The organism is Microbacterium saccharophilum (assembly GCF_007992455.1).
In the GTDB taxonomy this organism is placed as follows: Bacteria; Actinomycetota; Actinomycetes; order Actinomycetales; family Microbacteriaceae; genus Microbacterium; species Microbacterium saccharophilum.
Genome location: NZ_BKAH01000011.1, coordinates 66,872 through 86,116, shown reverse-complemented (window position 1 = coordinate 86,116; position 19,245 = coordinate 66,872). Strand labels below are relative to the sequence as shown.

The following is a 19,245-nucleotide window of genomic DNA, read 5'->3' as shown; positions in this document are numbered from 1 at the left end:
CCTAGCGCGGGGTTCCGAGGGCCTCTTCCCGGAGCACTCGTCCGGGAGACACATCGCCGATTACTCGGCCGGGGGCATCAGCACCGTGTCGACCAGGTACACGACGGCGTTCGCGGTCTGCACGCCGCCGCAGATGACGTTGGCGTCGTTGACCATCCACTCGTCGCCCGAACCGGTGACCTCGACGTCCGCGCCGTTCAGGGTGGTGTGCATGCCGGCGATGTCGGACGGCTCGATCTGGCCCTCGACCACGTGGTAGGTGAGGATCGACGTCAGCAGGTCGCTGTCCGTCTTCAGGGTCTCGATCGTCGCGGCGTCGATCTTCGCGAACGCGTCGTCGACGGGGGCGAAGACGGTGAACTCGCCGCCGTTGAGCGTGTCGACGAGGTTGACGTCGGGGTTCAGCTGGCCGCTCACGGCCGAGACGAGGGTCGTCAGCAGCGGGTTGTTCGACGCGGCGACGGCCACAGGGTCCTGCGACATGCCCTGCACCGAGCCGGCGCCGTCCGGCACGGCCGCGGCGTAGTCGGCGCAGCCGGGTCCCACGAGGTTGGCGGCCGGGTCCATCGTCGTCTCCTCGGGCGCCATGGTCTCGCTCGACTGCGGCGCGGGATCCATCGACTCCTCCGCGGTCGATCCGCCCATCGAGCAGGCCGAGAGCGCGAACGCGCCGGCGAGCGTCAAGGTCAGAGCGGCGGTGATCTTCTTCTTGGTGCTGAGCATGATGTCCTCCATGAGTGGGTGCCGCGGATGCGGTCTCACACATCGTTCGGAACCGTCGGCGCATCGGATGGGAATCTGCGCGATCCCATCCGATGCGCGCTCGTCGCCGAAGTACCCCCCGACGGAAACGGGGACGACATGGATCTGGTCATCATCGGCCTGCTCGGCGGGCTCATCACGGGGATCTCCCCGTGCATCCTGCCGGTGCTGCCGGTCATCTTCCTGACCGGCGGCGCGCAGTCCGCCCGGTACGAGGGCGGCCCGAAGACGGTGCCGGCGCGCCGCAGCCGCCCGTACCTCGTCATCCTCGGCCTGGTCGTGAGCTTCACGCTCGTGACGCTCGTCGGCTCCCTCATCCTCGGTGCGCTGAACCTGCCGCAGGACATCATCCGCTGGGTCGGCATCGGCGTCCTCGCGATCCTCGGCATCGGCCTGCTGATCCCACGGTTCGAGCAGCTCCTCGAGCGCCCGTTCCAGTGGATCCCGCGCCGAGAGGTCGCCAACAACGGCAGCGGGTTCGGGGTCGGTCTGGCCCTCGGCGCGGTGTTCGTCCCGTGCGCCGGTCCGGTGCTCGCGGCGATCATCGTGGCCGGCGCGACGGGCCGGATCGGCGCCGACACCGTGCTGCTGACGGCCTCGTTCGCGATCGGGGTGGCCCTGCCGCTCCTCGTCTTCGCGCTCGCCGGCCGCGGTGTCGTGGAGCGCATCCGCGCCTTCCGCCGTCGCGAGCGGGGCCTCCGCATCGCGGCGGGCATCGCGATGCTCGCGCTCGCCGTCGGCCTCGTCTTCAACGTGCCGCAGGCGCTGCAACGGCTGCTGCCGGACTACACCGCGCAGCTGCAGCGCGACCTCACGCAGAGCGACGAAGCCGTCGAAGCGCTGGGTCTCGGCGGCCTCGTCACCGACGAGAACCGCGCGCTCGATCAGTGCGAGAGCGGAGCGGCGGAGCTCGCATCGTGCGGGATGGCGCCGCAGATCCGCGGCATCCAGGAATGGCTCAACACTCCGGACGGCGCGGGACTCGACCTCTCCGACCTCCGCGGCCAGGTCGTCCTGCTCGACTTCTGGGCGTACTCCTGCATCAACTGCCAGCGTTCCATCCCGCACGTCGTCGCCTGGGACGACGCCTACCGCGATGCGGGCCTGCAGGTGATCGGCATCCACTCGCCCGAATACGCGTTCGAGAAGGACGCCGGCAACGTCGCCGCCGGTGCGCGCGACTTCGGCATCGAGTATCCGGTCGCGCTCGACAACAACCTGTCGACGTGGACGAACTACCGCAACCGCTACTGGCCCGCGCACTACCTCATCGACGCCGAGGGCACGGTGCGGCACATCTCCTTCGGGGAGGGCGGCTACGCCCGCACCGAGGCGCTCATCCGCGCGCTGCTGCAGGATGCCGACCCCGGCGTCGCGCTGCCGCCGGCGACGGACGTGGACGATGACACCCCCGAGCTCGGCTCCACGACGCGGGAGACGTTCCTCGGCTCGTCGAAGGACGTGAACTTCGCCGGTCCCGGCGCCTATCGCGCCGGGGAGGCGGCCTACGGCTACCCCGCGGACCAGCCCGCCGACAGCTTCGCCCTCGACGGGGAGTGGGACGTGCAGACGCAGTTCGCGACCCCATCCGGTGCCGCGGCCGCCGGCATCCGACTCTCCTATCGTGCCGCCGAGGTGCGGATGGTGCTCGCCGGACAGGGCGCGCTGACGGTGACGCACGTGGACGGGTCCACCGACACGATCACGGTCGACGGCACGCCGCGCTCCTACGCGGTGGTCGACGGCGAGGACATCCGCGCGGGCGTCCTCGAGGTGCGGGTCGCCCCGGGAGTGCAGGTCTACTCCTTCACATTCGGGTGATCCGCCTGCGGGCACGACGGGGAGGGATGAGGCATGCTGGAGGAGATGGTCATCGACGGAGTTGACGTGCCCGAGGACGGACCGGCGCCTGATCACGCCGCCGACCTCCTCGTTCGCGTGGCCGCGGGCGACCAGGACGCCTTCGCGCGGCTCTACGACATGCTCGCTCCGCGCGCCTTCGGCCTCATCCTGCGCGTGCTCGTGAACCGTGCGCAGAGCGAGGAGGTGCTGCAGGAAGTCTTCCTCGACGTGTGGCAATCCGCCGGGTCGTTCGCTCCGAACAAGGGGCAGGGAAGGTCATGGGTGCTGACCATCGCGCATCGGCGGGCCGTCGACCGGGTTCGGTCGTCGCAAGCCAGTGCGGACCGGGATGTGAAAGCCGGTCTCCGGGATCTCAGCACACCGCAGCAGAACGTGGACGAGCAGGTCGAATTGAGGATCGAGAGCAGACGGGTGGCGCGCGCGCTGGCCGCGCTCCCTGATCCGCAGCGCGAGGCGCTGACCCTCGCCTACTTCGGTGGTTACAGTCAGAGCGAAGTGGCGGCACTGGTGGGCGCGCCGCTCGGAACGATCAAGACGAGAATGCGCGACGGACTGTCGCGCCTGCGCACGGAGATGGGGGTGGCGCTGTGAACGAAGAGGAGTTCGCCGAACTGTCGGCCGGTCACGCCCTCGGCGCGCTGTCGCCGGAGGACGAGCGCGCGTACGCCGAGGCGCTCGCATCTCACCCCGAGTGGGCATCGATCGCGGATGTGGATGCCGAGACCGCCGCGGTACTGGCCGAAGGCGTCGCCGATGTCGCCCCGCCGGTGGACATGCGCTCGCGCCTGCTGAGTCGCATCGCGCGGGTGAGCGCTGCACCCGCGGATGACGCGGCGGATGTCGCGGCCCCCACCGTGCCGCCGCTCCCGCCTGTTCCCGCCTCAGTCGCCGCCGATGCGCCGCCGGCACCGAGTGCCGGGCCGCCGACGGAGGTCGTGCAGGCCATCGAGCGGCGGACGTGGACGCGCGCCCTGTTCGGCCTCGTGGCATCCATCGTGCTGCTCGTCGGGCTCGGCTGGGGCGCGGGCGCTCTCGCGAATCTGTGGGCCGACCCGCCCGCCGTGCAGGCGCTCGAGGAGATCGAGCAGGCGCCGGATGCCGCGTCGGCCACGGCCGAGCTGGCAGACGGCGGCGAGGCCACCGTGCACTGGTCGGAGTCGGTCGGCAAGGTCGTCCTGGTCGCCGAGGGACTGCCGGAGATCCCCTCCGATCGCACATTCGAGCTGTGGTTCGTGCGCGGCGAGGAGGCCATCTCGGCCGGCACCTTCGAGCGCGACGGCGCCGAGAGCACGGCCCTGCTGAGCGGCCCGATGCAGCCCGGTGACACGATCGCGGTCACGGTGGAACAGGCCGGGGGAGCTCCAGAGGGCGACCCGACGACCGACCCGATCGTCGCGATCCCCACGGCCTGACCGAGCCGGCCTTTTCCCGCGCCGGTAGCCTGGAAGGCATGAGCGACGAGCCGAGGGAGTTCCACAAGCCGTTGCGCCGCCCTGCCTCGACGTTCGACCGTGCGTTCGCCGCGGAGGATCCGGCGGAGGTGTCGCGCGTCGCGCACGTGACGGCATCCGCTCTGCTGTCCCGCGTGCGCAGCGACCCGGAGGGCGAGGTCGTCGACCGGCTCGTGGCCTTCACGGACCACCACGGCATCGACACGATCGCCGAGCTGTGGTCGCGCTCGCCCGCGCGCTCGCTGCCCGGTGCTTTGTGGCGGCTGTATCTGCTGCAGCTGATGATCCACGACGACGCGCAGACCGCGGCACTGCTGTACGAGCGGGGGCGGGCGCGGCTCGCGTCACCGGACGACGTCGTCGCGGGCGCCCCGACCCCGGCAGGCCCGGACGAGCTGACGTCGCTGATCGACGAGATCCTGCGGGGCGTCTTCACCGGGGACTTCGCCGTCGCGCTGGATCGCGCCGCGTCGTTCTCGCGCGTCGAGGCGGCGGGGGCGACCGATCTCGCCGACGACTACGACGCCGCCGAGCCGGACCGGGCCACGGCGTTCACGACGCGGGCCCTGCGCCTGTCGACGTACGGCGAGGATCTCACCGCCTGCGCGGCACTGTGGCGCCGGGATGCGCTGACCTGAGGCGCACTGTTCTTCCGGCGCGGCGCGCGGGCATGAAAGTGCCGGGCCGCAGAACGCCTCTCGGCGCGAGGCCGCTCGCAGCGGCAGAAGATGGAGCCCGGGGTTACTGCGGCCCGGCCGATCCAGTGTAACCGAGACCGCGGAGCGGGTATTCCCGGCGGCTAGGCTCGGGGCATGGCCTGGCGCTTCGCCCTCATGACCGATCCCGCGGCATCCGATGACGACCGCACCGACTTCTCGACGACGTTCACGGAGGTGGATCCCTCGGCCCCCGCGCTCACCGTCGGCGAGCTGAGCACGCAGCGCGGCGACGGGATCTTCGAGTCGATCGGCGTCGTCGACGGGCACGCGCAGGAGGTGGAGGCGCACCTGGAGCGTCTCGCGCACTCCGCGCACCTGTGCGACCTGCCCGAGCCGCACATCGCCCAGTGGCGGGAGGCGATCGCGCGGGCCGCGGCGCGCTGCGGCGACGGCGAGGCCGTCATCAAGCTCATCCTCAGCCGCGGGGTCGAGCACGGGCCCGCCCCGACGGCCTGGGTCACCGCCGCGACGGCGGGGGATTTCACGGCGGCGCGCACGCACGGCATCCGTGTGGTGACCCTCGACCGCGGGTACGACATCGGGGTGCCGGCGCGCGCGCCGTGGCTGCTGCTCGGCGCGAAGACGCTGTCGTACGCGGTGAACATGGCCGCGATCCGCGAGGCGAAGCGGCGCGGAGCCGACGACGCCGTGTTCGTCTCCAGCGACGGCTTCGTGCTGGAGGCGCCGACCGCGTCGCTGATCCTCCGTCGCGGCGACACGTTCGTCACACCGGCGCCGAACGGCGGCATCCTGCACGGCACGACGCAGCTCAGCCTGTTCGAGCACCTCGCGCTGCAGGGCTTCGCGACCGCGTACGAGACGATCCCCGCCACCGACCTCGTGGCCGCCGATGCCGCCTGGCTCGTCTCGAGCGTCCGCCTCGCGGCGCCGATCGTCGCCGTCGACGGGCAGGAGCTGCCGCACGACGCCGCGTTCACGGCATCCATGAACGCCTACCTGCGGAGTCCGCGGGACTGACGCTTGACGCGCCGCCGTCCCAACGGCGGATTCCGTATCGGTCGCGGGCGGATGGATGCCGACGCACGGCGTTGCACGCATGATCTCCGCCGTTGGGTTCCGGCCCACGCACCGACCGACCGGCATGCCGACGCGGTGCGGCATCCGGCACGGGGTTCAGGCTGCGAGGTGGTGGCCGGCGACGATCGCCCCGACGATCGCCGCCTCGACCCGCGCCCAGTCGTGCACGACGAGGGCATAGTCGAACCGCAGCGTCCGGTACCCGAGGGCGGCGGCGTCGGCATCCCGGACGAGGTCTCGGTGGCGTTCGGTCGGTCGGTCATGGTGGGCAGCGCCGTCGGTCTCGACGATGAGCCGCTCGCCGATGAGCACATCCACCCGCCCGACGCCGACGATCCGTCACCTGCGTGCGAATTCGCAGGCGGTGGACGCGGAGCCGCCAGCGCAGCAGGGATTCCAGGCCGCTGTCGGCGTCGGCTCGCGAGACCGCGATCGCCTTCCGCCCGATGGCATTCGTGTTCGCCCGGAGCCACTCAAGCCCATCTCGGGTGATGCGTCGCTGCCGCCGCGCCGATTCCAGCGCCACGAAGAAGGCCTCGACGCCGAGGCATCCGAGCATCTGGCGAAGGATGCGGGGGATCGACGGCGCCCCGAACGCGTCGCGCGGCGGGCCGTCATCCCAGTGCTCGACACATCCGCATCCGTCGTCATGCCTGCGGTGGCCAGCCGGACCCATCCACACGTGCGCCCGCGCGTCGTCTTCGAGGACCCACAGGCCGAGGTGCCGTGCGGCCGTGACGCAGGCCAGCGCGCCGCCGTGCGCCGCCGCGATCACCGGGAGCGGACAGGCGTCCAGCATCGCGTAGACGCCGCGCCGCACCCGGACGAGCTGCCCCGCGCGGAGAGCCCGCGTGATCCCGGACCGCGTGACCCCGCGCTCACGCAGTTCCCGGGTCGCGACGATCGGCCGCTCGCTCGTGCACATGCCCGACACCCTGCCGCCGCGGGGCCGCCGGCCACCGCGCTCACCGGCATCCGGTGGACACATTCATGTCATGCCCGTCGGGGGAGGAGCGGGCCCCGACGACCCCCCGGCGGATTCGCTGCCCGGCCACGACGCAGCGGCGGATTTCGTGCTCGCCAGGGCCGAATGGATGCCGGATCTCGAGCGAGCCGGCACGATCTCCGCCGGTAGGCGCGAACCCCGATACCCCAGTGCTTACCCGAAGCGCCCCGACACGTAGTCCTCGGTGGCCTGCACCGACGGCGTCGTGAACATCGTCCCGGTGTCGTCGTACTCGATGAGCTTGCCGGGCTTGCCGGTCCCGGCGATGTTGAAGAAGGCCGTCCGGTCGCTCACCCGCGAGGCCTGCTGCATGTTGTGGGTGACGATGACGATCGTGTAGTCCTTCTTCAGCTCCCCGATGAGCTCCTCGATCGCGTACGTCGAGATCGGGTCGAGAGCCGAGCAGGGCTCGTCCATGAGCAGGACGTCGGGGGAGACGGCGATCGCGCGGGCGATGCAGAGGCGCTGCTGCTGGCCGCCGGAGAGGCCCGAGCCGGGCTTGTCGAGGCGGTCCTTGACCTCGTTCCACAGGTTGGCGCCGACGAGCGAGCGCTCCACGAGTGCGTCGGCATCCGACTTGGAGATGCGGCGGTTGTTGAGCTTGACGCCCGCCAGCACGTTCTCGCGGATCGACATCGTCGGGAACGGGTTCGGCCGCTGGAAGACCATGCCGATCTGGCGGCGCACGAGCACGGGGTCGACCCCGGGGCCGTACAGGTCGTCGCCGTCGAGCAGCACCTCGCCCTCGACGCGTGCGCCGGGGATGACTTCGTGCATGCGGTTGAGGGTGCGCAGGAACGTGGACTTGCCGCAGCCGGAAGGGCCGATGAACGCGGTGACGCTCCGCGGCTGGATCTCCAGGCCGACGCCTTCGACGGCGAGGAAGTCGCCGTAGTAGACGTTGAGGTCGTTGACTTCGATGCTCTTGGACACGAGTTGCTTCCGATCGGGCCGGGTCAGCGGCCGGTCTTGGGCGCGAACACCTTCGCGACGACGCGCGCGACGAGGTTCAGGGCCATGACGATGAGGATGAGGGTGAGGGCGGCCGCCCAGGCGCGGTCGACGTACGCCTCCGGCGGGATGCCCTGGTAGGCGTACTGGGAGTAGATGTAGACGGGGAGGGTCTGCATGCGCCCGTCGCCGAGGTCGTAGTTCATCGAGTCGGTGAAGCCGGCCGTGATGAGCAGTGGCGCGGTCTCCCCGATGACACGGGCGATGGCGAGCATGATGCCGGTCGTGATGCCGGCGATCGAGGTGGGGAGCACGACCTTGACGATCGTGAGCCACTTCGGCACCCCGAGCGCGTAGGCGGCTTCACGCAGCTCGTTCGGCACGAGCCGCAGCATCTCCTCGCTGGAGCGCACGACGACGGGGATCATCAGCACCGCGAGGGCGATGGCGCCGGCGATGCCCATGCGGACGCCGGGGCCGAAGATGAGGGCGAACACGGCGTACGCGAACAGGCCCGCGACGATCGAGGGGATGCCGGTCATGACGTCGACGAGGAAGGTGATGGCCCGGCCGAGGCGCGAGTTCTGGCCGTACTCGATGAGGTAGATCGCCGTCATCAGGCCGATCGGGATCGAGATGAGCGCGGCGGCGCCGGTGATGAGGAGCGTGCCCGTGATGGCGTGCAGGGCGCCGCCGCCCTCTCCCAGGATGCCGCGCATCGAGGAGGAGAAGAAGGTGCCGTCGAAGCGGGCGAGGCCGCGGCCGATCACCGTGACGGCGACGGAGACGAGCGGGACCATGGCGATCGCGAACGCGCACGAGACGATGCCCGTCACGAAGCGGTCGAACGCGCGCCGCGCCCCCTCGACGATGCGCGACAGCACGTAGATGAGCGCGAGGTAGAGAACGGCGCCGACGACGAGCCAGCCGGCGATCGGGAACTCGGTGCCCGCGGCGGCGCTGACGAGGAGGAACACGGCGGCCGAGACGGCGAGGGCGAGCACGAGCAGCGCCCACGGAGCCCACCGCGGCAGGCGGCCGCTCGTGAGGCTCGTGTGCGCGGAACCGGTGCGCGCCGGGGTCGGGGTGGGGGCGATCGTGGTCATGTCAGTTGGCCCCCGAGAATTCCTTGCGCCGGCCCACGATCCAGCGGGCCACGGCGTTGACCGCGAAGGTGACGATGAAGAGGATGAGGCCCGTCGCGATGAGGACGTTGATGTTGAGCTTGTACGCCTCGGGGAACGTCAGCGCGATGTTGGCGGCGATCGTGGACGGGTTCTGCGAGGTGAGCAGCTGCAGGCTGACCACGTTCGTCGCCGAGAGCACCATGGCGACGGCCATCGTCTCGCCGAGCGCGCGGCCGAGGCCGAGCATGGAGGCCGAGACGATGCCGGAGCGGCCGAACGGCAGCACCGCCATCCGGATCATCTCCCAGCGGGTCGCGCCGAGCGCGAGCGCCGCCTCCTCGTGCAGCCGCGGCGTCTGCAGGAAGATCTCGCGGCAGATGGCGGTGATGATCGGGACGACCATGACGGCGAGGACGAGCGCGGCGGTGAGGATCGTCCGGCCGCTGTTGAGCACCTGGCCGGAGAAGAACGGGATCCAGCCGAGGTACTCGTTCAGCCAGGAGTAGGTGGGGACGAGGGCCGGCGCGAAGACGAGGATGCCCCAGAGGCCGAACACCACCGACGGCACCGCCGCCAGCAGGTCGACGATGTACCCGAGGGTCTGTGCGAGCCGCCGCGGGGCGTAGTGCGTGATGAACAGGGCGATGCCGATCGACAGCGGCACGGCGACGAGGAGGGCGAGGAAGGCCGCCCAGATCGTGCCGAACAGCAGCGGCAGGACGTAGGACCAGAAGTCCGCCTTGAGCAGCGAGGCGGTCTCGCTCGTCGCGCTGAAGGCGGGCAGCGACTGGACGATGAGGAAGATGGCGACGGCGGCGAGCGTCACCACGATCATCGACCCGGCGAACAGCGCCGTGCCGGAGAACCAGATGTCTCCGGCGCGCTTCTTCGCCACGGCCCGCGCGGGTGCTTCGGCGGTGGGGGCTGTCATCGCTGCTCTCTTGTCGACGGGGTGCGGCCCCTCGGCGTGCGCCGAGGGGCCGCAGGGGATTACTTGATCAGCTCGATCGCGGCGAGCGACTGCGTGCGCAGGTCGTCGGAGATCGGGGCGCTGCCGGCGTTCTCGGCGGCGGACTGCTGGCCCTCCTCGCTGACGGCGGTCGTGAAGAACGCCTTCGTCAGCGCCGCGACATCGGCGTCCTCGTACTGCTCGCAGCCGATGAGGTAGCTGACGAGGAGGAGCGGGTACGCGCCGGCCTCGGTCGTCGTGCGGTCGATCTCGAAGGCGAGGTCGCCCTCGGAGCGGCCCTCCTCGATGGCGGAGGCGTCGAGGGTCGCCGCAGCGCCCTCGGCGGAGTGACCGACGAACTCGTCGCCGACCTTGATGTTCACGGACGAGATGCCGCCGGCCTGCGACGAGTCGGCGTAGCCGACCGAGCCCTCGCCGGCCTTGACGGCGTTGACGACGCCCGAGGTCTTCTCGGCGGCTTCGCCGACGACACCGGCGGGCCACTCCTCGACGCTGTCCCACGTCCAGACGTCGGGCGCGTTCGCGGCGAGGTAGTCGGTGAAGTTGCCGGTCGTGCCGGACTTGTCCGAGCGGTGCACGGGGTTGATCGCGAGGTCGGGCAGCTCCACGCCGTCGTTGGTGGCGGCGATGGCCGGGTCGTTCCAGTTGGTGATGGTGCCGGCGAAGATCCCGGCGACCGTGGCGGCGTCCAGGTCGAGCGCGTCGACGCCCGGGACGTTGAAGATGACGGCGATGGGGGAGATGTAGGCGGGGATCTCGACGATGCCTGAGCCGTCGGCGCACGCACCGAAGCCCCCGGCCGAGATCTCGTCGATCTTGAACGCGCGGTCGGAGCCGGCGAAGTTCACGGCGCCCTGCTGGAACGACTCGCGGCCCGTGCCGGAGCCGGCCGGGTCGTAGTCGACCTGGGCGTCGGGGTTGGCGTCGAGGAACATGGCGGTCCAGGACTGCACGGCGACCTGCTGCGACGACGCGCCCTGTCCGACGAGCTGACCGGTCAGCGCGGACGTGGTCTCCTCCGGGGCGGTGGCGCCGGGGGTCTGCTCGTTGGAAGCGCAGGCGGTGAGCGTGAGGGCCGCGATGGCGGCGACAGCGCCCAGCTGGGCGATGCGGGAAAGCTTCACTGTGTGATCCTTCGGGTTGTCAGGTTGTGCCCTGGTGCAGGGCCCGTCCCGACGGTATTCACCGTCTCTGACCAGAGTGCGCTCTCCGGGTGAACGACAGGTGAACGGATCGGGACACCCTGGCGCGCGGCACGCCCCGGCTCACACCTTCGGGACGTGCGTCTCGATCGAGACGATCCCCGACCCCGGGTTGGTGGCCGACAGGTGAACGACGGAGAACGAGCCGGGGTCCAGCGCCGACGCGCTGCCCAGGTACGACCCGCGCAGGGTCCCGGTCGCGAGGGCCAGCTCCGCGAGGATCTCCGGCAGCACGGGACCGTGCGAGCAGAGCACGGCCGGCTTGCGGCTGCGCACCCGCTTGCCGACGACTGCGCGCGCGTCCGAGGCGCCCTCCTCCCACGCGTCCTGGCTCAGCAGCGGCGTGCGGTCGATCGTGCGGCCGAGCGCGGCGGCGAGCGGGGTGACGGTCGTGACGCACCGCACGGCGTCGCTGGAGATGAGCTTGCGGACCCCGAACGCGCGGAGCGGCCCGACGATCGCCTGCGCCTGCTTGGTGCCGCGCGCCGTCAGGGGGCGCGCCGCATCCGCGCCGTCCCAGGCCTCCCGCGGGGTCGCCTTCGCGTGCCGGAGCACGACGATGGGGAAGGTCGACAGGATGCCGTCGCCGACGAACGTCAGGAACTGCTCGAGGATCTCCACGTCGACGGGGTAGCTGAGGTGGCTGAGCGCCTTCTTCGGCGTAACCCATTCGAGGGCCGCGATCTCCTTGTTCGGCACGAACGCCGAGGCGCGGATGGCGTCGTCGGTGGCCTCCGCCGCCCAGTAGTGCACGATCTTCTGCCGCTTGTTCGGCATCCGGTACCGGGAGACGCCGACGGGGATGCCGAGGGCGACGGCGATGCCGGTCTCCTCGAAGATCTCGCGTGCGGCGGTCTCGGCGAGCGTCTCACCGGGGTCGACCTTGCCTTTGGGGAGGGTCACGTCGGCGTAGGCGGTGCGGTGGATGACGAGCACCATCAGCTTGCCCTCGACGAGACGCCAGACGACCCCGCCCGCGGCGTAGACGGCCGTATCGGTCATCGGGCCGAGCGCGCCCGGCGGCGGCGCTGGATCCGGGACATCGTCAGCTCCTGCAGGTCGACGAGCGGCTTGCCGTCCTCGCCCACGCTGTGCCGCGTCCAGACGCCGTCCGCGCCCAGGTGCCAGGAGCTCGTCGTGTCGGCCATCGCCGTGTCGAACAGCTCGATGAGCTCCTTGACGTGGGCGGGGGCCACGACGCGCACGAGCGCCTCGACGCGGCGGTCGAGGTTCCGGTGCATCATGTCGGCGCTGCCGATGAACACCTGCGGGTCGCCGTTGTTGTGGAAGGCGAAGATGCGGGAGTGCTCGAGGTAGCGGCCGAGGATCGAGCGGACCGTGATGGAGTCGCTCACGCCGGGGAGGTCGGTGCGCAGGGAGCAGATGCCCCGAACCCACACGTCCACGCGCACGCCGGCCTGGCTCGCGCGGTAGAGCGAATCGATGATCTGCTCATCGACCATCGAGTTGACCTTGATGCGGATGTGCGCGGGCTTGCCGGCCAAGGCGTTGCGGCGCTCGCGGTCGATCTGCCGGAGGAGCCCCTTCCGCAGGTGCAGCGGCGCGACGAGGAGCCGCTTGAACTTCTTCTCGATCGCGTAGCCGGACAGCTCGTTGAACAGGCGGGTGAGGTCGCGACCCACCTGCTCATCGGCGGTGAACAGCCCGAAGTCCTCGTACATCCGGCTCGTCTTGGGGTTGTAGTTGCCCGTGCCGATGTGACTGTAGCTGCGCAGCATCCCGTCTTCCTCGCGGATGACGTGCAGCAGCTTGCAGTGCGTCTTCAGGCCGACCAGCCCGTACACGACGTGCACGCCCGCCTTCTCGAGCTTGCGCGCCCACACGATGTTGGCGGCTTCGTCGAATCGCGCCTTCACCTCGACGAGCGCGAGCACCTGCTTGCCGTTCTCCGCGGCGTCGATGAGCGCCTCGACGATCGGGCTGTCGCCGGAGGTGCGGTACAGCGTCTGCTTGATGGCGAGCACGTGCGGATCGCGCGCCGCCTGCTCCAGGAACGCCACGACGCTCGTGGTGAAGGACTCGTAGGGGTGGTGCACGAGCACGTCGCCCGCACGGATGGCGGCGAACACGTCGGGTCGCCCGTTCTGCTCGGCCGGCTGGAACGCCGTCGCGGTCGTCGGGACGTGCGCCGGGTAGCGCAGCTCGGGCCGGTCGATGCGGCCGAGGTCGAACAGGCCCCGCAGGTCGAGGGGGGAGGGCAGGCGGTAGACCTCCTGCGCCGTGATGTCGAGCTCGCTCAGCAGCAGGTCGAGCGTGACGTCATCCATGTCCTCGGTGATCTCGAGGCGGATCGGCGGGCCGAAGCGTCGGCGCAGGAGCTCGGCCTCGAGCGCCTGGATGAGGTTCTCCGTCTCGTCCTCTTCGATGACGACGTCCTCGTTGCGGGTGAGGCGGAACGTGTGGTGCTCCAGGATCTCCATCCCCGGGAAGAGGTCGCGCAGGTTCTCCGAGATGAGCGCCTCCAGCGCCAGGTAGCGCGAGCGGCCGGGGCCGCCGGGCACGGCGACGAACCGCGGCAGCATGGGCGGCACCTTCAGGCGGGCGAACTCCTGCCGGCCCGTCTTGGCGTTGCGGATGCGGATCGCGAGGTTCAGCGACAGCCCCGAGATGTAGGGGAACGGGTGCGCCGGGTCGACGGCGAGCGGCATGAGGACGGGGAAGACCTGCGACTGGAAGTACTCGTACAGCGCCGCGCGCTCGTTCTCGTCGAGGTCGAGCCAGGACACCAGTTCGATGCCCGCGTCCGCGAGCTCGGGTCGCACGAGCTCGGCCCACGCGCGCGCGTGCCGCAGCTGCAGCGCGTGCGCGTCGGCGGAGATGTCGGCGAGCACATCCTGCGGGGAGCGCCCGACGTTGGTCGGCACGGCCAGGCCCGTCACGATGCGGCGCTTCAGTCCGGCGACCCGGACCATGAAGAACTCGTCGAGGTTGCTGGCGAAGATGGCCAGGAAGTTCGCGCGTTCGAGCACGGGGAGGGACGGATCCTCCGCCAACTCCAGGACGCGCTGGTTGAACGCGAGCCAACTCACCTCGCGGTCGGTGTACCGGCCGTCCGGCAGCAGTGAGTCGTACGCCTCCGCCGTGTCGAAGTCGTCGTCGTCGGCGTCGCCCAGACCGGAGTCGAGAACCTCGGTGTCGATCATCCCCTCATCCTTGCAGGCCGGGGTGACCGCTGTGTGAACGGATCGCGCGCGCGGCTCAGGCCGGGGAGGACTCGCGGGGGGTGGGGAGCTGGTCGTCCTCGTAGACGTTGAAGCGGTATCCGACGTTGCGGACGGTGCCGATGAGCTGCTCGAGGTCGCCGAGCTTCGCGCGCAGGCGACGCACGTGCACATCGACGGTGCGGGTACCGCCGAAGTAGTCGTAGCCCCACACCTCGCTCAGCAGCTGCTCGCGGGTGAAGACGCGCGAGGGGTGCGTCGCGAAGAAGTGCAGGAGCTGGAACTCCTTGTAGGTGAGGTCGAGCGGCTTGCCGTGCACCTTCGCGGAGTAGGACGACTCGTCGATCGAGATGCCGGAGGTCTGGATGCGGGTGGAGACCTGCTCCTTGCTGACCCGCCCCACCGCGAGACGGATGCGGGCGTCGACCTCGGCAGGGCCGGCGGAGAAGAGGATGACGTCGTCGATGCCCCAATCGGTGGACACGGCCGTGAGACCGCCCTCCGTGACGACGAGGATGAGCGGGGCGTCCAGGCCCGTGGTGTTGAGGATCTTGCACAGCGACTTCGCGCCGACGAGGTCCATCCGCGCATCGACGAAGATGACATCGGCGCTGGGCGCGTTCACGAGCTGCGCCGGCTCGGCGGGGATCTGGCGCGCGCGGTGGCTCAGCAGCTCGAGCGCGGGCAGAACGGGGCCGCCGCCGTGCGCGGAACTCAGGACGAGAAGCTGAGCCAAGAGGTGAGGTCCTTCCCGGTGCGGATGACCGACCGTGCCATCATCCTAGAGCGTCCGGCGTAGGTCGATCGTCCCGTGACGACGGGGCGAACCCCGGCCGGGTGCGTCACAATGGAGGCATGACCGTCACCGATCTCGCACCGCGCCGCACGTTCGTCGGCGTCGTCGTCGCGTGGGTGTTCGCCGCGGTCGTCGCGCTCGCGGTCGGCCTGATCGCGCCGCCGGAGTGGCGGGCCGCCTGGATGGCGGTGGGGCTCGGCGCGTGCGTCATCGTGTCCTTCGTCGTGCACCTGTGGTTCGGGCGGTCTCAGGGCTTCATCGAGCGGGTCGCCGCCAGCATCCTCGGGTCGCTGCTCGTGATGGGACTCATCGGGGTCGGGTTCGGCCTCGCCACGCTGTTCTCCGGCTGATCCGGCGGCGGCTCCCGTCGGCGTAGAGTAGGGGCCATGGACCTCGTCGCACTCGAACTCTTCTTCGTCGGGCTGCTCGGACTCGCGTCGCTCGCGATCGTGTTCGTCTCCGGCGTCGTGATCAAGAACCTCTACCGCGGCCAGCGCTGACGTCGTGATCGACCTGCCCACCGATCTCCCGGCGGACATCGTTCCGCTGTCCTGGCTCCTCGGAGTCTGGGAGGGCACGGGCGTCATCGACTACCAGGCGGGCGGGCAGGCCTTCGCCGGCGAGTTCGCGCAGCGTGTGAGCTTCAGCCACGACGGCCAGGGTCACCTGAACTACACCGCGAACGCGTGGCTGCTCGGCGAGGACGGCGCCCGTATCCCGCTCGTGGCGGAGAGCGGCTACTGGCGTCTCGCGCGGCCCGCGACCGACGCCGACCCCGGGCCGGCGCTGCTGCCGCCCGTGGCCCCCGCGACCCCGGCCCGCACGGCGGACGACGTCGAGGCGCTGCGCACGGCCGACGGCGCCTTCGAGATCGAGGTCGCCCTCGTGCACTCCGACGGGATCAGCGAGCTGTACCTCGGCCGCGTCGCCGGGCCCCGCATCGACATGGCGACCGACGCCGTCGTCCGGCCTGCCGGGGCGAAGGCGTACACCGCCGCGACCCGCCTCTACGGCTACGTCGACGGTCACCTCCTGTGGGCGTGGGACGTCGCCGCGCTCGGCGGCGAACTCTCCTCGCACGCCTCCGCACGTCTCGCGCGGGCCGACTGATGAGCGACGCGTTCGCGCAGGTCCCGGGCGCCGTCGTCGACGACGACGGGCTCGTGCACGCCGGGGACCCGATGCGCGAGCAGCGCGACCTCGCCCGCGGCATCGCCGTCGCCCCCCTGGGCGACCGCACCGTGCTGACGGTCGGCGGCGAAGACCGGCTCACCTGGCTCGACTCGCTGACGTCGCAGGCGCTCGCGCGACTCGCGCCGGGGGAGAGCACCGAACTTCTCGTCCTCGACCCGCACGGGCACGTCGAGCACGCCGCATCCGTCGTGGATGACGGCGAACGCACCTGGCTCATCGTCGACAAGGCGGATGCCGAGGGGCTGCGGACGTGGCTCGTCCGGATGCGGTTCCGTCTCCGCGTCGACCCGCAGGACGCCTCCACCGGGTTCCGCGTCGTCGGCGGCACCGCGGCGGCGGTCGCGGACCTCCCGGCGGTCGCCGTCTGGCACGACCCGTGGCCCGTCGTCTCGGCCGGGGGCTGGGCGTACGCGCCCGCCGACCCGCACCCCGGCGGGGAGCGCGACTGGAGTGAGGCCGTCGTGCCCGTCGAGGCCTATGCCGACCTCGCGGCGGCCGCCGCGCACGGCGAGCGCGCCGTCGCCGGCCGCCTCGCGGTCGACGCCCTCCGCATCGCCGCCTGGCGTCCGCGGGTCTCCCGGGAGGCCGACGGTCGGACGCTCCCGCACGAGGTGGACTGGCTCCGCACCGCGGTGCACCTGGAGAAGGGCTGCTATCGCGGCCAGGAGACGGTCGCGAAGGTGCACAACCTCGGCCACCCCCCGCGCCGGCTCATCGCGTTGCAGCTCGACGGCAGCGATGCGCAGCTGCCCGGGCCGGGCGCGACCGTGCACGCCGGCGACGAGGTCGTCGGGGTCGTCACCTCCGCCGCGCGGCACTACGAGGAGGGCCCGATCGCGCTCGCACTCGTCAAGCGCACGACGCCCGTCGACGCGCCGCTGACCGTGCAGACCGCCGACGGCGTCGTCGCCGCCGCGCAGGAGCTCATCGTCCCGCCGGACGCCGGGCGGACGGCATCCATCCCGCGCCTGCCGCGACTGTCCCGCCGGCGCTGACGGTGGCGGACCCGGCCCCGGCGACGGCCCCGATCCGGACCGGCCTCGCCGCGCGCGTCGACCTGCGGCGCAGCGCCTCGCGCGTGCGGGAGTCCCTGCCGGCGATCCTGCAGATCGTCGTCGCGGCGACCGCCGCGTTCGCGTTCGCGCACTACGTCCTCGGGCACCCCGCCCCCCTGCTGGCCGGCGTCGTGACGGTGTCGAGCCTCGGGCTCGTGCGCGACGCCCGCCCCGCGCGGGTGCTGGAGACCGTGATCGGCATGATCGTCGGCATCCTCGTCGCCGAGCTCATCGTGCTGTTCGCCGGCGTCGGGTGGTGGCAGCTGGCCATCACGCTCAGCGCGACGCTCGTCGTCGCGCGATTCCTCTCCCCGCAGGCGAGCTTCGCGATCGCGGCGGCGATCCAGAGCCTCATCGTGATCGTGATCCCCGCGAATGTGCCCTTCCTGCGCCTCCTCGACGGGCTCGTCGGCGGTGTCACGGCCCTACTCGTGACGGCGCTCGTGCCGCGGAGCCCCCTGCGCGCCGTGACCCGGGACGGCCGGGCGCTGTTCGCCGCCTTCGACGGCGCGGCCGCGACCCTCGTCGACGCGCTCCGCCAGGGCGACCGGCGCCGCGCGGAGCGCGGGCTGGCGAAGGCGCGCGCCCTGCAGGGCACCGTCGACGACTGGCGGACGGCCCTGGAATCCGGCGCGGCGATCGCGCGCATCTCCCCGTTCCTGCGCCGGCAGCGCTTCGAGATGCAGCGGCAGGCGCGCATCCGGGATGCCATGGACCTCGCCACCCGCAACCTCCGCGTCATCGGCCGGCGGGTCGTCTACCTCTGCGACGACGGCGCCGCACGCCCGGTCGCGGCCGAGCTCGTGGGTGAGCTGCGACGGGGCGCCGATCTCATCGCGCAGTCCCTCGACGACATCTCGTTCGAGCCCGTCGCGCGCGAGGCGCTGCGCGCCGTCGCGACACGCCTCGACCCGGCCGTGCTCGCGGGGCCCGGCGCCGTGCTCGACCAGAACTTCATCGGCGCCCTGCGCCCGCTCGCGGTCGACCTGCTCACGGCGACGGGACTGCCGCCGGAGGAGGCGCGCGCCGCGCTCCCGCGGATGTAGCCGCGGCGTGATCTCGGGTCAGGCCCGGGGCGCGACCGACGCCCACGGCACGGTGACCTCACCGAGCCGCCAGCGTGACCGGCCGCCGCTGGGCCGCCCGCCCACCGGCCAGCCGTTCGCGGCCAGGCCGCTCAGCGCCGCCGCCCAGCGCTGCCGGGGGCCGAACGCGGACGCCGGCGCGGCCCGCACCCACTCCGTATCGAGGGCCGCGAGGAACGCGTGCACCCGCTCGCCCGGGACGTTCCGGTGGATGAGCGCCTTCGGCAGCCGCTCGGCAGCGATCAGCGGCGACGCCAGATCGGTGAGGCGCAGCGAGATCGTCAGGGTGCGGGGGACGGCGTCGGCGCCGACCTCGACCCACGTGCTGATACGGCCGAGCTCGTCGCACGTGCCCTCCACGAGGATGCCGTCCGGCGCCAGCCGGCCGGCCATCCGCTGCCACGCGTCCGCGACCTCGCGCTCGTCGTACTGGCGCAGCACGTTGAACGCGCGGATGACGGCCGGCCGGCGCCCGTCCGGAAGCGGGACCTCGAACCCGCCCCGCGCGAACGACACACGTGCGTCCGCCGCGAACGGGGTGCGGCCGGCGCGCACCTCGGCCAGCTGGGCGTCCGCCCGCGCCACCCGGGCGGGGTCGATCTCCAGGCCCCGCACCTCGACATCGGGGCGGACCGGGCGCAGGCGCGCCTCGAGCTCGAACGCGGTCACTCCGCTCGCGCCGTAGCCGAGGTCGACGACGAGGGGGTCCGTCGTGCGGCGCAGCGCGGGATGACGCGCGATCCATCGGTCCACGCGCCGCAGGCGGTTCGTGTTCGTCGTCCCGCGGGTGATCTGACCGACCACGCCCGCAGGGACTTTCCCCGGCGCCATCCCCCCATGATGC

The 19,245-nt window shown here is 71.6% G+C and carries 20 protein-coding genes; 9 read left to right on the top strand and 11 right to left on the bottom strand.

Annotated elements, in window-relative coordinates; all coding sequences use genetic code 11:
- Positions 1-60: 60 nt before the first annotated feature.
- Positions 61-723, bottom strand: coding sequence for a fasciclin domain-containing protein (locus MSA03_RS11355; protein ID WP_028494972.1), 663 nt, complete (start codon positions 721-723; stop codon positions 61-63).
- Positions 724-861: 138 nt separating this feature from the next.
- Between MSA03_RS11355 and MSA03_RS11350 the strand changes: the two genes are divergently transcribed.
- From MSA03_RS11350 to MSA03_RS11330, 5 genes are all read left to right on the top strand, one after another.
- Complete coding sequence (locus MSA03_RS11350) at positions 862-2,583, top strand: cytochrome c biogenesis protein DipZ (protein WP_147051077.1); 1,722 nt, start codon at positions 862-864, stop codon at positions 2,581-2,583.
- A 33-nt stretch (positions 2,584-2,616) separates the two neighbouring features.
- The gene (sigK, locus tag MSA03_RS11345) at positions 2,617-3,216 is read left to right on the top strand and encodes an ECF RNA polymerase sigma factor SigK (protein WP_147051076.1); all 600 of its coding nucleotides are present in this window, start codon (positions 2,617-2,619) and stop codon (positions 3,214-3,216) included.
- Positions 3,213-4,037 carry an anti-sigma factor gene (locus MSA03_RS11340; RefSeq protein ID WP_147051075.1) on the top strand — a complete coding sequence of 275 codons (825 nt, stop codon included), beginning with the start codon at positions 3,213-3,215 and terminating at the stop codon, positions 4,035-4,037. Before sigK ends, MSA03_RS11340 begins: the two co-directional genes overlap by 4 nt.
- Positions 4,038-4,075: 38 nt before the next feature.
- Entirely contained in the window at positions 4,076-4,714 is a 639-nt protein-coding gene (locus tag MSA03_RS11335) for a DNA-directed RNA polymerase subunit beta (protein WP_147051074.1), read from the top strand.
- A 174-nt stretch (positions 4,715-4,888) separates the two neighbouring features.
- Positions 4,889-5,773 (top strand): aminodeoxychorismate lyase, encoded by an 885-nt coding sequence (locus tag MSA03_RS11330; protein WP_147051073.1) that lies wholly within the window; start codon positions 4,889-4,891, stop codon positions 5,771-5,773.
- Between the two features lie 156 nt (positions 5,774-5,929).
- Here the strand turns inward: MSA03_RS11330 and MSA03_RS14575 are convergent, their stop codons facing one another.
- The 9 genes from MSA03_RS14575 to MSA03_RS11290 form a co-directional block, all read right to left on the bottom strand.
- The gene (locus MSA03_RS14575; protein WP_244946407.1) at positions 5,930-6,151 is read right to left on the bottom strand and encodes a DUF559 domain-containing protein; all 222 of its coding nucleotides are present in this window, start codon (positions 6,149-6,151) and stop codon (positions 5,930-5,932) included.
- Positions 6,093-6,758: a type IV toxin-antitoxin system AbiEi family antitoxin domain-containing protein gene (locus tag MSA03_RS11325; RefSeq protein ID WP_244946406.1), complete on the bottom strand. Its 666-nt coding sequence runs from the start codon at positions 6,756-6,758 to the stop codon at positions 6,093-6,095. Before MSA03_RS11325 ends, MSA03_RS14575 begins: the two co-directional genes overlap by 59 nt.
- A gap of 234 nt (positions 6,759-6,992) precedes the next feature.
- Complete coding sequence (gene pstB / locus MSA03_RS11320; RefSeq protein ID WP_147051072.1) at positions 6,993-7,772, bottom strand: phosphate ABC transporter ATP-binding protein PstB; 780 nt, start codon at positions 7,770-7,772, stop codon at positions 6,993-6,995.
- A gap of 23 nt (positions 7,773-7,795) precedes the next feature.
- A complete protein-coding gene (gene pstA, locus MSA03_RS11315) occupies positions 7,796-8,896 on the bottom strand; it encodes a phosphate ABC transporter permease PstA (protein WP_147051071.1) in 1,101 nt (366 codons plus the stop codon).
- 1 nt (position 8,897) lies between these two features.
- A complete protein-coding gene (pstC, locus tag MSA03_RS11310) occupies positions 8,898-9,848 on the bottom strand; it encodes a phosphate ABC transporter permease subunit PstC (protein WP_028494981.1) in 951 nt (316 codons plus the stop codon).
- Positions 9,849-9,907: 59 nt separating this feature from the next.
- Complete coding sequence (locus MSA03_RS11305) at positions 9,908-11,011, bottom strand: phosphate ABC transporter substrate-binding protein PstS (RefSeq protein ID WP_028494982.1); 1,104 nt, start codon at positions 11,009-11,011, stop codon at positions 9,908-9,910.
- A gap of 141 nt (positions 11,012-11,152) precedes the next feature.
- Positions 11,153-12,091, bottom strand: coding sequence for an NUDIX hydrolase (locus MSA03_RS11300; RefSeq protein WP_147051070.1), 939 nt, complete (start codon positions 12,089-12,091; stop codon positions 11,153-11,155).
- The gene (locus MSA03_RS11295; RefSeq protein ID WP_147051069.1) at positions 12,088-14,253 is read right to left on the bottom strand and encodes an RNA degradosome polyphosphate kinase; all 2,166 of its coding nucleotides are present in this window, start codon (positions 14,251-14,253) and stop codon (positions 12,088-12,090) included. Before MSA03_RS11295 ends, MSA03_RS11300 begins: the two co-directional genes overlap by 4 nt.
- Before the next feature lie 55 nt (positions 14,254-14,308).
- Complete coding sequence (locus MSA03_RS11290; protein WP_028494985.1) at positions 14,309-15,007, bottom strand: winged helix-turn-helix domain-containing protein; 699 nt, start codon at positions 15,005-15,007, stop codon at positions 14,309-14,311.
- A 119-nt stretch (positions 15,008-15,126) separates the two neighbouring features.
- Between MSA03_RS11290 and MSA03_RS11285 the strand changes: the two genes are divergently transcribed.
- From MSA03_RS11285 to MSA03_RS11270, 4 genes are all read left to right on the top strand, one after another.
- Positions 15,127-15,417 (top strand): hypothetical protein, encoded by a 291-nt coding sequence (locus tag MSA03_RS11285; protein WP_028494986.1) that lies wholly within the window; start codon positions 15,127-15,129, stop codon positions 15,415-15,417.
- A 154-nt stretch (positions 15,418-15,571) separates the two neighbouring features.
- A complete protein-coding gene (locus MSA03_RS11280) occupies positions 15,572-16,177 on the top strand; it encodes a heme-binding beta-barrel domain-containing protein (RefSeq protein ID WP_147051068.1) in 606 nt (201 codons plus the stop codon).
- Positions 16,177-17,256, top strand: a complete 1,080-nt coding sequence (ygfZ, locus tag MSA03_RS11275; protein ID WP_147051067.1) for a CAF17-like 4Fe-4S cluster assembly/insertion protein YgfZ — start codon at positions 16,177-16,179, stop codon at positions 17,254-17,256. Before MSA03_RS11280 ends, ygfZ begins: the two co-directional genes overlap by 1 nt.
- Complete coding sequence (locus tag MSA03_RS11270) at positions 17,253-18,362, top strand: FUSC family protein (protein ID WP_371863101.1); 1,110 nt, start codon at positions 17,253-17,255, stop codon at positions 18,360-18,362. Before ygfZ ends, MSA03_RS11270 begins: the two co-directional genes overlap by 4 nt.
- A gap of 18 nt (positions 18,363-18,380) precedes the next feature.
- Here MSA03_RS11270 and MSA03_RS11265 read toward each other — a convergent pair whose 3' ends face one another.
- Entirely contained in the window at positions 18,381-19,232 is an 852-nt protein-coding gene (locus MSA03_RS11265) for a class I SAM-dependent methyltransferase (protein WP_147051066.1), read from the bottom strand.
- Positions 19,233-19,245: the final 13 nt, after the last annotated feature.